The organism is Streptomyces sp. NBC_00376, assembly GCF_036077095.1.
In the GTDB taxonomy this organism is placed as follows: domain Bacteria; phylum Actinomycetota; class Actinomycetes; order Streptomycetales; family Streptomycetaceae; genus Streptomyces.
In genome coordinates this window covers 625,617-639,481 of the sequence record NZ_CP107961.1, presented here as the reverse complement: position 1 = coordinate 639,481, position 13,865 = coordinate 625,617, and the positions used below count along the sequence as shown (strand labels likewise).

Here is a 13,865-nt window from a genome sequence, read left to right as displayed (position 1 = left end):
ATGGCAAAACGGCGCGGAGCGCAGTGGCTCGCGGCCCTGCGCACTCCTTTGGGCGGGTTCGCGGCCGCCCTGCTCCTGCTGGTGTTCGCGGTCGCGGTGCTGGGCCCGGTCCTGTGGAAGGACGCGGCTTCGGCGGTCGACACGAACGCGATCGGCCAGGGTCCGTCTGCGCAACATTGGGTCGGCACCGACGAACTGGGTCGCGACATTTTCTACCGGGTGCTGGTGGCGACCCGGCTTTCGGTGCTGCTGGCGCTGGTCGCCATGGTGATCGGCGTAGCGACGGGACTCGTGCTGGGCATGCTGCCGACGGTGCTGCCGCGCCCGCTCGGCAGGCTGCTGGCGTCGGCGGTGAACATCGCGGTCGCGTTCCCCGGGCTGCTGCTGGTGCTGTTCTTCGCGGTGATCTTCGGCGTGGGCACGCGAGGCGCGGTCATGGCGATCGGATTCGCACTGGCTCCGCAGTTCGCGCGGCTGACGCAGACCTTGTCCGCGTCGGTTGCCGGCCGGGACTTCGTGCTGGCGGCGCGGGTCGCGGGAGTGGGCCGGATCCGGTTGCTGTTCCGGCACGTCCTGCCGAACATCGGCGAGCCGCTGGCGATCAACGCCACCATCGGCGCGGGCGGTGCCCTGCTGGCCTTTTCCGGGCTGTCCTTCCTCGGCATCGGCGTGCAGGCCCCCGACTACGACTGGGGACGGCTGCTCAACGAGGGCCTCAACGGCATTTACGTCAACCCGGCGGCGGCGCTCGCACCCGGCGTCGCGGTGGTCGTCGCGGGGCTCGCGTTCAACCTGTTCGGTGAGACGGTCGCCGGGGTGATCGGCGTCCGGACCCGGCTGCCGCGGCCGGCCCCTCGGCCGGTCCGAAAGTCCACAGTGGAGCCGGCAGTGGCGAAGGACGACACCGTTCTGGTGGTCGAGAACCTGGAAGTCGCCTTCCCGCAGCCGTCCGGCTGGACGGTGCCGGTGCGCGGCGTGAGCTTCACCGTGCGGGCGGGCGAGGCGATCGGCGTCGTCGGCGAATCGGGTTCGGGCAAGAGCTTGACCGGACTCGCGGTGTCGAGGCTGATCGAAGCGCCTGGCTCGGTGACCGCCGACCGGCTGGAATTCGCCGGTACGCCGGTGCTCACCACGCCGGAACGCGAACTGCGGCCGCTGCTCGGCACGTCGCTGGCGATGGTGTTCCAGGACCCGATGACGTCGTTCAACCCGGCCCGCCGGATCGGCAAGCAGCTCGCGGAGGTTTCCGAACAGCACCAAGGGCTTTCGCGGACCCAGGCGCTCGCGCGGGCGGTCGACCGGCTGCGCGCCGTGCGCATCCCGGCGGCGCAGCGGCGGGCGCGACAGTACCCGCACGAGTTCTCCGGCGGCATGCGCCAGCGCGCGATGATCGGCATGGGCCTGATGGGCGACCCGAGGCTGATCATCGCGGACGAGCCGACGACGGCGCTGGACGTGACCGTGCAGCGGCAGCTGCTCCGGCTGCTGGCGCAGACGCGCGCCGAACGGGACACCGCGATCATCCTGATCAGCCACGACATCGCGGTCGTTTCCCAGACGTGCGAACGGATCCTTGTGATGTACGCAGGGCGGATCGTGGAGGACCTGCCTGCCGCCGGTCCGCAGATCCGGCCGCAGCACCCGTACACGCGGGCGCTGCTGGCCACGACGCTCGACCTGGACACCGACCCGGACGCGCCGCTCGCGGTGATCCCGGGCCGCCCTCCGGAACCACACCGGATGCCGGCCGGCTGCGCGTTCGCGAACCGCTGCCCGGTGGCGACGGACCAGTGCCGCACGGAGGACCCGGAACTGACCGTGATCGTGCCGGAGCATCGGGTGGCGTGCTGGCATCCGGATGGGGCGATGCCAAAAGCAGTGAGTGCCGTCGTCGTGTCGGGAGGCGCGGAATGAGCGAGCTGGTTTTCGACTCCGTCAGCGTGCGGTACGGCGGACGGCGCGGACTGACCGCGGTGGACGGGGTTTCCCTCACCGTTCCCACGGGCAAGGTCGTCGGCCTGGTCGGCGAGTCCGGTTCGGGCAAATCGACGCTCGCTCGGGCAGCGGTCGGGTTGTCGCCGGTGAGCGCGGGCCGGGTGCTGCTCGGTGGAGTGGATGTGCGGAAGCTGCCGCGCCGCCGCCCGCTGCAGATGGTGTTCCAGGATCCGTATTCGTCGCTCAACCCGAGAATGACCATCGGCGAGTCGATCACCGAAGCGATGCCGCGGGACAGCAAGGCGGCTCGGCGGGCGGAAGTGGCGCGGCTGCTGGAACTGGTGAATCTTGATCCGGACCGCGCCGGACAGCTGCCCGGGGAGATGTCCGGCGGGCAGCGGCAGCGCGTGGCGCTCGCCCGCGCGCTCGCCGGGCGGCCGCAGGCGCTGATCGCCGACGAGATCACCTCCGCGCTCGACGTTTCGGTGCAGGGCGCGGTGCTCAATCTGGTGCGGTCGGTGCAGCGGCAGCTCGGCCTGTCGATGCTGTTCATCTCGCACAACCTCGCCGTCGTGCGCCATCTCAGCGACATCGTCGCGGTGATGTACCTCGGCCGGATCGTCGAAGCCGGCCCGGCGGAGCAGGTGCTCACCGATCCGCAGCATCCCTACACCCGCGACCTGCTCGACGCCGCCCCGTCGGCGCACAAGTCGCTGTTCGACCTCGAGCCGAGCGCGACCGTGGACGCCGATCCGCCGGACCCGCACTACCCGCCCGCCGGATGCCGGTACCATCCGCGCTGCCCGGTCGGCCCGCTCGTGCGCACCGACCGCGACATCTGTCTTCGCGCCGATCCGGCCAAGGACGCCGCACCCCGACGACACGCCGCGGCCTGCCACTTCAGTGAATCCGAGGGCCACGAGCCCGCGATCTCCAGAGGAGCCAGCGTATGACCCGCCGTCTCGGCATCGAAGACCTGTACAGCCTCGCCGTGCCCAGCCAGCCCGCGCTTTCGCCGGACGGCAGCCGGATCGTCTACGTGCTCAGGACCGCGGACCGGGAGGAGGACCGCAACGTCGACGCGCTCTGGACGGTGGCCACGGAGTCGGGCGAGGCCCGGCAGCTCACCCGTGGAAACGCTGACGCAGCACCGAAGTGGGCTCCGGACGGCGCCCGGCTCGCGTTCCTGCGCGCCCAGGACGGTCCGCCACAGGTGTGGTTCCTCCCGGCGGCCGGCGGCGAAGCCGAGCAGATCACCACGCTCCCGCTCGGCGCGGGCGCACCGGTGTGGAGCCCGGACGGCAGCAAGATCGCCTTCTGCGCGGCGACCGATCTCGCCGCGACCGTCGAGGCCCCCGCGGCGAACGCGCCGATCGTGGCCGAGCGGCTGAACTACAAGTCCGACGGTCCCGGCCTGCTGAAGACTCTTCGCAGCCACCTGCACGTCCTCGACGTCGCCACTGGCGAAGTCCGGCAGCTCACCTTCGGCGACTGGCACGCGGGCGAACCCGCGTGGTCGCCCGACGGCACGCACGTGGCGTTCACCGCGGCACAGGACGACGACGCCGACCTCACCTTCCGGTCCGCCTCTTACATCCTCGACGTCACCGAGCGGAACTCCGAGCCGAAGCTGGTCGGTTCCGCCGAGGGCATGGCGGGCACCGTCGGCTGGACGGCCGACGGCACGGCGCTGCTGGTGGTCGGCCGCACCGACACGGCCACCGGGCACCTCGGCCTGATGCGCGTCCCGCTGGACTGCGGCGAACCGGTCAACCTGGCCGCTTCCCTCGACCGCAACGTGATGCCCGGCGGCCCCGGTTATCCGGGCGTGCTGCCGCAGCTCACCGCGGCGGGCGACGTCGTGTTGTTCGCGATCCGCGACCGCGGGTGCAGCCATCTGTACGAAGCGGACTTGGCCGGTGGGGAGCCGCGCGCGGTGCTGACCGGCGCCGACAACGTGGTGTCCGGAATGAGCCTGGTCGGCGACCAGGCGGCCATCGTGCTGGCCACGGCCGATTCGTTTGGCGAGATCGCGGTGCTCGACCGCGCCACGGGTTCGCTCGACGTGCGCACACAGCACGGTGCGGCAGTGTCCGAAGCGGAACTGTTCTCCGGTGAGGCGCGGGAGTTCACCATCAGCGACGGCACAGTCGTTCAAGGCTGGCTCATCCGCGACCCCGAGCGCACTGGCGCGCAGCCGCTGCTGATCGACATCCACGGCGGTCCGCACAACGCCTGGAACGGTGCCGCGGACTCGATTCACCTCTACCACCAGGCGCTTGCCGAGCGCGGCTGGGCGGTGCTGCTGCTCAACCCGCGTGCCAGCGACGGCTACGGCGAAGCGTTCTACGCCGCCACGGTCGGCGCGTGGGGCCACGCGGACGCTGCGGATTTCCTGGAGCCGATCGACCAGCTCGTCGCCGAGGGCCTCGCCGACCCGGACCGGCTCGCCGTCACCGGGTACAGCTACGGCGGCTTCATGACCTGCTACCTGACGAGCCGGGACGACCGCTTCGCCGCCGCCGTCGCCGGTGGTGTGGTCAGCGATCTGACCAGCTTGGTCGGGACCTCCGACGGCGGACATTTCCTGGCGGTCAACGAGTTCTCCGGCGTCTCGACGAGGAACTACGAGAGGTCGTCCCCGCACTCGCAGGTCGATCAGGTCCGCACGCCGACGCTGATTCTGCAGGGCGCCGAGGACATCCGGTGCCCGGTCGGGCAGGCGGAGCAGTGGTTCACTGCGCTGCGCGAACGCGATGTGCCGTCGCGGCTGGTGCTGTACCCCGGCGGCGCGCATCTGTTCATTTTGGACGGTCCGCCGTCGCACCGCGTCGACTACAACCGGCGCGTCGTCGAGTGGGTCGAGCAGTACGCGGGTGCGGTCGACGGGGTTTCGCGGGTGCCGATCGAGGCCGCGCACTGGAGCCGTCGGCTGGCGGAGCTGGCGCGCAAGCACCGTGTTCCCGGCGCGTCGCTGGGGATTCTGCGCGTCGAGACCGGCGAGGAGGTGCTCGCGACCCACGGCGTGCTGAGCACGACCACCGGAGTCGAAGTCACCGAGGACTCGCTGTTCCAGATCGGCTCGATTTCCAAGGTATGGACGTCCACGGTGGTGATGCAGCTGGTCGACGAGGATCTGCTCGACCTCGACGCGCCGATCACCGACGTGCTGCCCGAACTGCGGCTGGCCAGTCCCGAGGTGGCCAAGCGGGTCACCATGCGGCACCTGCTGACCCACACCAGCGGCATCGACGGCGACATCTTCACCGACACCGGCCGAGGCGACGACTGTGTCGAGAAGTATGTGGACCTGCTGGAAGACGCCGCGCAGAATCACCCGCTCGGTGTCACGTTCTCGTACTGCAACTCGGGTTTCGTCCTCATGGGGCGGGTGATCGAGAAACTCACCGGGAAGACCTGGGACGCCGCCATGCGGGACAAGCTGTTCGCTCCGCTCGGGCTCACGCACACCGTCACGCTGCCGGAAGAGACGTTGCTGTTCCGCGCCGCGGTCGGCCACATCGCCCTGGACGACGCCGATCCGGAGCCGGTGTCGACCTGGCAGTTGCCGCGCTCGGCCGGTCCGGCCGGCCTGATCACTGCCCGGAGCGCGGACGTGCTCGCGTTCGCCCGACTGCACCTCACCGGCGGTCTGACCGCGGACGGCTCGCGGATCCTGTCACAAGAATCGGCCGCGGCGATGGCGGAGAAGCAGGCTGAGGTGCCGAACCCGCACGCCCTCGGCGATTCGTGGGGCCTCGGTTGGATCCGCGACGACTGGAACGGCCGCCGCGTGATCGGCCACGACGGCAACACGATCGGCCAGTCCGCGTTCCTGCGGCTGCTGCCGGACCAGGGCCTCGCGGTCACGCTGCTGACGAATGGCGGGCACGCACGCGACCTGTATGTGGAGCTGTACCAGGAAATCTTCGCCGAACTCGCCGACGTGGCCATGCCGCGCCCGCTCGAACCGCCGGCGACCCCGGTCACGGTGGACGCGAGCCGGCACCTCGGCGTTTACGAACGGGCCGGCGTCCATGCTGAGGTGTCGGAGGGCCCGAACGGGTTGCGCCTGGTGCACACCACCACCGGCGCGCTGGCGGAACTCATGCCGAAGAAGACACAGGAGTTCGACCTGGTGCCGATCTCGGACACGCTGTTCCTGTACCGCGAACCGGGCGGGAAGTTCTGGACTCCGGTGATGTTCTACACACTGCCGACGGGAGAGCCGTACGTGCACTACGGGGTGCGAGCCACTCCGAAGGTGTCCTGAACCCGAATGGAGGGGCGGCTGCGGATGCGGTCGCTCCTCCATTCGGGTTCAGGACACCTTCTCGATCAACGCGAAAACGGACCTTGACCCCGGATTTTGGACACCGGAGAGACTTGGATCTTGATGGTCCAGGAGAACGGAGTCCCTGTGGGGATGAAGCACTATCCCGCCGATTTCAAGGCGGACGCGGTCACGTTGTACCGGTCGAGGCCGGGAGCGACAATCAAGTCGGTCGCCGCTGATCTCGGGGTGAACACCGAGACGCTGAGGAACTGGATCCGAGCCGCGGACGGGCGCCGGCCCGGCGCTCACTCCGCACCGCCGACCGCTGCCCGAACCGAAGGCAACGACGTTCAGGCGGAGCTGACCGCAGCACGCAAGAGGATCCGCGAACTCGAGGAAGAACGCGACATCCTCCGTAAGGCGGCCCGGTATTTCGCGACGGAGACGCGCTGGTGAACCGCTACCAGTTCGTTGAGGATCACCAGCGCCGTCACGGCGTGAAGCGGCTCTGCGACATCCTCGGCCTGGCCCGCTCGAGCTTCTACTACTGGCGCCGCACCGCAGCCGCAAGAGCGGCCCGGCAGGCCGTCGAGGCCGGGCTCGCGGCCCGAATACGCAAGGTCCACCAGGACTCCAACGGGACCTACGGAGTTCCGAGGATCACCGCCGAGCTCCGTGACGGGGACGGCCCGGCTATCAACCACAAACGCGTCGCGAGGATCATGCGGACCATCGGGCTCGAGGGAGTCCGGTTGCGCCGCCGGCACCGCACCACCGTCGCGGACCAGGCCGCGGCGAAGGCGCCAGATCTGATCGGGCGTGACTTCACCGCGGCTGTGGTGAACACGAAGTACGTCGGGGACATCACATACCTGCCGGTCAGCGGCGCGAAGCCGCTCTACCTCGCAACCGTCATCGACCTCGCCTCACGCCGGCTGGCCGGGTGGGCGATCGCCGACCACATGCGGACCGAGCTCGTCACCGACGCCCTGGCGGCCGCCGAGCGGACCCGCGGGAGCCTGGCAGGAGCGATCATGCACACCGACCACGGCTCGCAATATACGAGTAGGGCCTTCGCCGAGATCTGCAGGTCAGCAGGGGTCCAGCAGAGTATGGGCGCGATCGGGTCCAGCGCGGACAACGCCGCCGCGGAAAGCTTCAACGCAGCCTTCAAGAGAGAAACACTCAAAGGCCGAAAGGCCTGGCCGAGCGAGCGCGAGGCCAGGCTCGACGCCTTCCGCCGGCTGACCCGATACAACACCCGACGCAGGCACTCCCGCCTCGGCCAAAGATCCCCGATCGCCTACGAGAACGGCCTCCAACCCGCAGCAACTACCCTGGCCCAAGCCGCATAGACGTGTTCACAATCCGGGGTCAAGGCCCTCGTCGAGCTGCCCCCGACATCACGTCGCAGCATGGGCAGGCTGTGCGGTGGCGGCGCACTGGGCATATCCCGGGATCCGCTGCGGCGCAGCCACCCAACGGGACGTCGCCTCAGCGCACGGCCCGTGGAAAGGGGCGGCGTGGCAGTCGGGCCACCACCGTCCCCCGCGACAACGAAACGACCCGCTGGGCAAAGCCCCGGAGTGTCGCAAAAATCATTCTAAAGAGCGAATGGGCTGATCCGGCGAAAAGAGCAGAGAAAACGGTCAGGAACGCGGTCTTCTGCCGATACCAGGAAAGAATGAATTCCACCTACACCTGTGACAACTGAGGATCAAGATGCGCAGAAGTATCGCGGCTGCTTCACTCGTAACCGGCCTGGTGGCGGCTCTGGCCTACCCCCTACCGGCATCGGCCGATCAGAGCGGAACCACTCCGGTGACGCTCTCGGTCACCACCGGCACCATCGACATCACCGTGCCGACGGGGCCTGTGAGCCTGGGCACCGTCGCTGCCAGCAGCACCCCCCAGACGGTCAGCGCGCAACTTGGAAACGTCACCGTGACAGACAACCGGGGTGGCACGACCGGCTGGGTCGTCACCGCGAACGGCGTCGACTTCACAGGACCCCAGAACATCTCGGTCTCCGCCCCCGGCTCCAGCAGCTACAACACCCCATCCGCCACCGTCACCGGCACCGCCACCGTCAACGCCAGCAACCTGAATCCCCTGTACCCGCCAGGCCCCGTTCAGACCGCTACCGGCGTGTCCGGCATCAACACCGCCGTCTGGAACCCGACCATCTCCGTCACGATCCCGGCGGACGCCCTGGCCGGCACCTACAGCTCGACGATCACCCATTCCGTGGCCTGATCCAGCACACCGAAATCACTGGGGGGTTCTCCACCTTGCGCAGTTTCGTTCCTGTTTTGGCTCTGGTGGCCGCGGCACTCATCGCGGCCACCGGCGCTGCCTCACCTGCGACCAACGCAGCGGCGCCGCCACGTTCGTCGGACTCCGGCCCAGGAAGCGTCGGCGTACGCCTCGTCGACATCCCGGCCGACCTGGCCGACGATCCACGAGCACGGCACTACATCATCGACAACCTGAGGCCGGGCACGACCGTGCACCGCCGCATCGAGGTGCTGAACACCACCGATTCCACCTTGCACGTCGAGGTGTATCCGGCCGCCGCCAGGATCACCCACGGCTCGTTCGTGGGGGCAGCCGGCAGGAAGCGGAACGAGCTTTCGTCCTGGACAAGGCTGAGGCACAGGACGCTCGATGTTCCCGCCCACAACACCGTCCGCGACACTGTGACGATCGCGGTGCCCAGGGACGCGGCGCCGGGTGAGAGCTATGCCGTGGTCTGGGCGCAAGTCAGGGGCGGTCGAGGCGGTGGTGTCGCCCTGGTGAGCCGCACCGGCATCCGGATGTATCTCTCAGTCGGGGGCCACAACCCCCCGGCCCCGAACTTCACCGCGCGCACGATGACGGCTGAACGCGGCCCGGACGGGCGCGCGATCGTGCGTGCCCAGATCATCAACACCGGGGGCCGCGCTCTGGACCTGTCCGGCACCCTGAAGCTTTCCTCGGTGTCGGGAAGCCTGAGCGCGGGCCCCTACCAGGTACAGCTGGGCACGAGCTTGGCACCCCATCAGTCCGAGCCGGTGAAGATTCCGGTAACCGACCAAGTAGCCGACGGCCCTTGGCGCGCCACCCTGGAACTGAGAAGCGGACTGCTCGTCAAGAAGTTCCACGCGGAGATCAAATTCCCGCACACCTCGGGCATCTCCCCGGCAGCCGCCGTGGACGCCGAAGCATCCGGCGGTGGCGCGCTCAAAACGCTGGTCGCGGGGATCCTCCTATTGAGCACCGCTCTTCTGATCGCCAGCGCCCGCATCCGCCGCCGACACGGTAGAAGAACCGCTGACGCGTAACGCCCCTGCCCCGACGCCATCGCGAAGTCACACCGCAGCGCCGAGCGGCCGACGTTGAGGCGATCATGCGAAGGACCAGCTCAACGACATTGCTCGCCGCCGCCCTTCTGGGCTCCGCGACCCAGCCGGCGAACGCCGCACCCATGACCACAAACACGGCTGTGACCAGGGATTTCAACAGCTGTGGGTACTTCCCGAAAACCACAGTCATGCTGCGGACGGGCCCCAGCACGCAGCGCTCGGCCATCGGGTAACTCACCCCTGACGATGCTGTGACCGCCATCAAAGCATCAGGGGCAGCTGCCTTTCGGCCGGCCCGCGCGGCACGTGCGACTCAGCAGGCGGGAACGGCTGCCCGCGAGTCGCCACCTGACCGGTACCGTGTCCACCGGCCGGGTTCGGTTCACCACCGGTGATCAGTTCTTCACCCCGGCCCCCTGTACCCCGGATCAGCGCTCTGGCCCGGGGTACAGCCGTGTCTCCAGCAGCAACGCCTAGCGGCAGGTGGCGGCGTTGGCCGGGGGCATCCATTCGGCCGGGTCACGGTCGGCTTTGGACTGGTTGGCGCTGTCGTTGACCGCGAGGAGAGAGCGTTCGTCGTCGAGGTCGCTGGCATAGGCCTGGCGTTCGGCCGGGGTCCAGGCCGCGGCGCCGGAGTCCCAGGCTTCGCCGAGGGGGACCATGTGGTCGATGTCGACGTCGTCCTTGGTGGTCTGAGTGGTCTCGTCGTACCAGGACCGCCATTCGCCCGTGCCGGCGGTGATGGTGCAGCGGCCGGTGATCTGCGGCGCTGTGGTGGCGTCCCTGAGCAGCACCTCGTTGCGGGTGTGTTGCAGCCGTCCCGGTCGGCGTCGATCCAGTGCTTGAACTGCTCGCGGGAGTACCCGGCGCGGGGCCCTTCGGCCTCGACGGGAAGGGAGGCGATCAGCTCCGACAGCGGGGCGGTCATCACGTCGCCCGGCGAGGCCGCGGCAGGGCCGGATGGCAGGAGCAGGAGGGCGGGTGCGGCGGCGAACGAAGTAACGGCGGCAAGTGCTGTGCGCAGGAGTTTCATGCCGGATCTACGCGCCAGGGGCGGGCCGGGTGACGGTCTGCCCTTCCGGTTCATCCGAGCGTGCGCCCCGCCCCGGACCGGGACCGTTCCGGGGCATGTGCGGTGGCCCGGCGGCTGCGCTGGATGCCCCGGGTGGCGTCCATGGAACGGGAAGGCTCTGGAGTACGGCGAACCTCCACCTGCTGATCAACAACCAGACCGCGACGAAGACCAACCGTGTCAGCAAGCCCCTCGTCGTGCGAGGAGTTGGTGGGCGGGGAGGGCCCTGCCCACCGTGCGGCTGCCGCGGTGCGCATCCGGTGCTTTTCCGCCGGGGCGCAGCGCGCCCCGGCGGCAGGCGGCGATCAGACGGTGGTGGCGAGCCAGCCGATCTTCTCCGTGGTGTGCTTGCCGTCGCTCATGACGCTCGTGTTCACGCGTACCTCGTTCAGCCGGATCAGGAAGCCTGACTCGGTGACGTCGTGGACGCGGATGCCGGGGGTGTCCGGGCCGTTGAAGGTCTGGGTCAGCGGCAGCACGATGACCTCCGACCCGGGCGGGAACGGGGTCGGGAAGGTGACGCGGGTGAAGGTGGAGGTGTTGCCTCCCGTCGTCTCGACCGCGTTGTCGGAGCGGAGTTCGATCTTGCCGGTCTGCATCATGGTCATGGTCTGCTCCCTGAGGTCTGTCGGCTGCCGTCCGGCAACCGGCGCCAGTCTGACCCAAGTTGGAGCAGATGATTCCGCTTTCATTACAACGAGTGATCGGCTTTCGGCCGTCACTCCCACGGGGCGGGCGCCGCCCCTGTCTGGCTCCTGCGAATGCCGCGTAGCCCATGGCACCGCCCCGGCAATACCGTCCGCTCGCCCACCGCAACCGCCCATCAGTCGAGATTTGTCCGCAAATCGACGATTTGCAGGGTCGTTAATGTCGCCCAAAATAGGCGGTTTGTCGTGCCGGTGGGGCGTCCGTGGTCTGGCCGGGCTCGTTGGTCAGGGTGTCTGTGCGCTCCAGGTGGTGGCGCGGACGTCGATGATGGTGAGGCCGGCGGCCAGGGCTGCGGTGACGCCTTCGTCGGTGTTCTCGAAGGCCAGGCACCGGGCGGGTTCGGTGGCGAGTTCCGCGGCGGCCAGCAGGTAGCACTCGGGGTCCGGCTTGAGGCGCTCGACGTGTTCGCGGGCGACGACGGTCTGGAACAGGGCGGCCAGGCCGATGGCGGCCAGGCCGGCGTCGACCACGCGGCCGTCGTTGGCCGAGGCCACGGCCGCGGGCACGGTTGTGGCGAGGTGGCGTGCCACGGCCGTGACGCGCGGAATCTCCCGCACCTGGTGGCTGTGGGTGAGCCAGTGCCTGCGGGCGATCGTCACGAACTCCCCGTCGGTGCAGGGAAGCCGCAGGTTCAGGTCGGTGTACAGGCGCTGGCGGAGCAGGGCGATGTCGGCCAGCGGCGCGTCCTGCAGCCACGGTTCGGGGACGGTGAGGCCCAGGTCGGCGAGGGTGGCGCGGGCGGCGTCGGTATTGAGGGTGCTGGTGTCGGCCAGGGTGCCGTCGAAGTCGAAGACGACCACGGCCGGGCGAAGGGTCGTCAGCAGAAGGCGGTCGGCCGGGGCCGGGGCCGACAGGTGGCGGCCGGTAGTGGGATACACGGAGGTCACGGGCGCGGCCCCCGGTGCTGGTCGGCGGTGAGGGTGTCGCGCAGGCCACGGGCGGCCAGGGCACGGATCTGGGGGCGGGTGGCGGTGAGGAAGGGCCTCGGCCCGTACATGAGGGGCCGGTCCCTCCAGGTGCCGTCGTCGGTCTGGGTGTTGATGAGGAAGCGCACGGCCTTGTCCACGGCGGGGGCGGATTTCGGGAGGTAGCGGCGGTGTGCGGTGAGGGCGGTGAGGGCGAGGCCGGTGGCGGCGGGGCTGGAGTACGGTTCGCCGTCGATGCGTGGCCAGCCGCCGTCGGGCCGCTGCTGCGCGAGGAGGGTGTCGACGGTGGCGGGGTGCGGGGCGTGGGGGTGGGCGGTGGTGCTGATCTCGGCCGCGCCGTAGGCAGCAGGGACGTACCAGTCACTGGGCCAGTACCCGCTCCTGCCGTGGTCGGCGAGCCACCGTCGCGCCGGGGCGGTGTCAATGCCGGACAAAACGGCGAAGTCGATGCCGGCGACCATGTGTGCGACGACATCGGGAGCGGGGGTGTCGTCGTGCGAGAGCCAGGTCGTCCACAGCCCCTCGGGGGTCTGGTGGCGGCGCGCGTAGCCGGAGGCCGCGGCACGCACCTGGTCGGCCCACGGGGTGCCGGCCAGCACGAGGAGGGTGTTGCCGGTGGTGTCGTTGTCCGAGTCCAGGGCCGCGGCGCAGCCCCACCCGCCGTCGCCGTTCTGGTCCTGCGCGAGGAACGCCAGGGCGTCGGGCAGCGCGGCTTGGTCGAAGTGGTGGTGTCCGCGTAGGGCGCGGACCATCAGGCCGGTGTCCCAGGTCTCACTGACCATGAACCGCCACGTGCCGTCCGGGTGCTGGCCGGCCAGCAGGTTCTCCCGGGCCCGCAACGTTGCCCGGTGCCCGGGCGCCACGCGGTTCAGGGCCAGGTGCAGCATCCCGGTGACCAGCGGCATCCCGTAGAACGAGCCGTCCGGGCCCTGGGCACGGCCCAGTGCCTCGATGCCGGCGGCCGGCACCGGCAGCCCGAGAACGCTGCGGGCGATCGCTTGGAAAGCCAGCAGCATGGTTCGCTGCCAGGGCTTGAGCCGCTGCCCGTACTCGGCCGCGAGCGCCTGCCCGACCTGATCGAGCAGCCGGCGCGCATCGGCCCCCTCGCAGCCCGCCGCGCAGGCCAGGGCGTGCAGGTAGAGCGCCCGCCTGGCCCGCGGCCCGTCCGAGACGTCCAGGTCCACGAACGCGGCACCGGCGCCGGTGGTGGCCACCGCGACGAGCCAGCCGTCAGCGGCCTCCGCGAACCGGTCGTGCCGCTGCACCTGTGCACCGGCCAGCCAGCGCGCGGCACGCGCCCGCGCCGCCTGCGCGCCCTCCACCCCCGTCAGGGAGCAGGCGACGACAGCGTTCTCCAGAATGCGCGGCTCCGTGAACACGCGCCAGGCGCCGTCAAGTCCCTGGGTGCTGGCGGCGAACTCCGAGGCCATCCGCAGAGAGCGTGCTGCCGCCGCGGCGGCACCGCCAGGCGTGGGCCGGGACGGATGACCCGCAACGGCGGCCCCGGGTGAACTGATGGTGCTGCGTGACATCCGCGCCCCTCCGTGAACGTAGCCCGCTTGCCTCATCGCGCCTGGCGGTGGGCAGAAGCAGCGACGCGCCCG

10 protein-coding genes are annotated in these 13,865 nt (G+C 69.9%); 6 read left to right on the top strand and 4 right to left on the bottom strand.

Annotation, left to right across the window (positions count from 1 at the left end; all coding sequences use genetic code 11):
- The 6 genes from OG842_RS42770 to OG842_RS42745 all read left to right on the top strand — a co-directional run bounded on the left by OG842_RS42770 (position 1) and on the right by OG842_RS42745 (position 9,534).
- Entirely contained in the window at positions 1-1,914 is a 1,914-nt protein-coding gene (locus tag OG842_RS42770; RefSeq protein WP_266737455.1) for a dipeptide/oligopeptide/nickel ABC transporter permease/ATP-binding protein, read from the top strand.
- The gene (locus tag OG842_RS42765; protein WP_328512736.1) at positions 1,911-2,888 is read left to right on the top strand and encodes an ABC transporter ATP-binding protein; all 978 of its coding nucleotides are present in this window, start codon (positions 1,911-1,913) and stop codon (positions 2,886-2,888) included. The genes OG842_RS42770 and OG842_RS42765 overlap by 4 nt, the downstream gene beginning before the upstream one ends.
- Complete coding sequence (locus OG842_RS42760) at positions 2,885-6,208, top strand: serine hydrolase (RefSeq protein ID WP_266737458.1); 3,324 nt, start codon at positions 2,885-2,887, stop codon at positions 6,206-6,208. Before OG842_RS42765 ends, OG842_RS42760 begins: the two co-directional genes overlap by 4 nt.
- A 147-nt stretch (positions 6,209-6,355) precedes the next feature.
- Positions 6,356-7,566, top strand: a protein-coding gene (locus OG842_RS42755; protein ID WP_266726803.1) for an IS3 family transposase whose coding sequence is annotated in 2 segments (ribosomal slippage) — positions 6,356-6,647 and positions 6,647-7,566 — 1,212 coding nt in all. Because the reading frame shifts where the segments join, the coding sequence is not laid out codon by codon here.
- A gap of 409 nt (positions 7,567-7,975) precedes the next feature.
- Positions 7,976-8,467: a hypothetical protein gene (locus OG842_RS42750; protein ID WP_266737460.1), complete on the top strand. Its 492-nt coding sequence runs from the start codon at positions 7,976-7,978 to the stop codon at positions 8,465-8,467.
- Positions 8,468-8,502: 35 nt separating this feature from the next.
- Entirely contained in the window at positions 8,503-9,534 is a 1,032-nt protein-coding gene (locus OG842_RS42745; protein ID WP_266737461.1) for a hypothetical protein, read from the top strand.
- A gap of 494 nt (positions 9,535-10,028) precedes the next feature.
- Here OG842_RS42745 and OG842_RS42740 read toward each other — a convergent pair whose 3' ends face one another.
- From OG842_RS42740 to OG842_RS42725, 4 genes are all read right to left on the bottom strand, one after another.
- Complete coding sequence (locus OG842_RS42740; protein ID WP_266737462.1) at positions 10,029-10,349, bottom strand: GmrSD restriction endonuclease domain-containing protein; 321 nt, start codon at positions 10,347-10,349, stop codon at positions 10,029-10,031.
- Positions 10,350-10,932: 583 nt separating this feature from the next.
- The gene (locus OG842_RS42735) at positions 10,933-11,235 is read right to left on the bottom strand and encodes a hypothetical protein (RefSeq protein ID WP_266737463.1); all 303 of its coding nucleotides are present in this window, start codon (positions 11,233-11,235) and stop codon (positions 10,933-10,935) included.
- Positions 11,236-11,559: 324 nt separating this feature from the next.
- Positions 11,560-12,222, bottom strand: coding sequence for an HAD family hydrolase (locus OG842_RS42730; RefSeq protein WP_266737465.1), 663 nt, complete (start codon positions 12,220-12,222; stop codon positions 11,560-11,562).
- On the bottom strand, positions 12,219-13,691 hold the full coding sequence (locus tag OG842_RS42725) for a prenyltransferase/squalene oxidase repeat-containing protein (RefSeq protein ID WP_266737467.1): 1,473 nt from the start codon (positions 13,689-13,691) through the stop codon (positions 12,219-12,221). The genes OG842_RS42730 and OG842_RS42725 overlap by 4 nt, the downstream gene beginning before the upstream one ends.
- Positions 13,692-13,865: the final 174 nt, after the last annotated feature.

Coding starts and splice junctions, on each gene's coding strand:
- OG842_RS42770 (WP_266737455.1), top strand. CDS start 1: ATGGCAAAACGGCGCGGAGCGCAGTGGCTCGCGGCCCTGCGCACTCCT.
- OG842_RS42765 (WP_328512736.1), top strand. CDS start 1,911: ATGAGCGAGCTGGTTTTCGACTCCGTCAGCGTGCGGTACGGCGGACGG.
- OG842_RS42760 (WP_266737458.1), top strand. CDS start 2,885: ATGACCCGCCGTCTCGGCATCGAAGACCTGTACAGCCTCGCCGTGCCC.
- OG842_RS42735 (WP_266737463.1), bottom strand. CDS start 11,235: ATGACCATGATGCAGACCGGCAAGATCGAACTCCGCTCCGACAACGCG.
- OG842_RS42725 (WP_266737467.1), bottom strand. CDS start 13,691: ATGGCCTCGGAGTTCGCCGCCAGCACCCAGGGACTTGACGGCGCCTGG.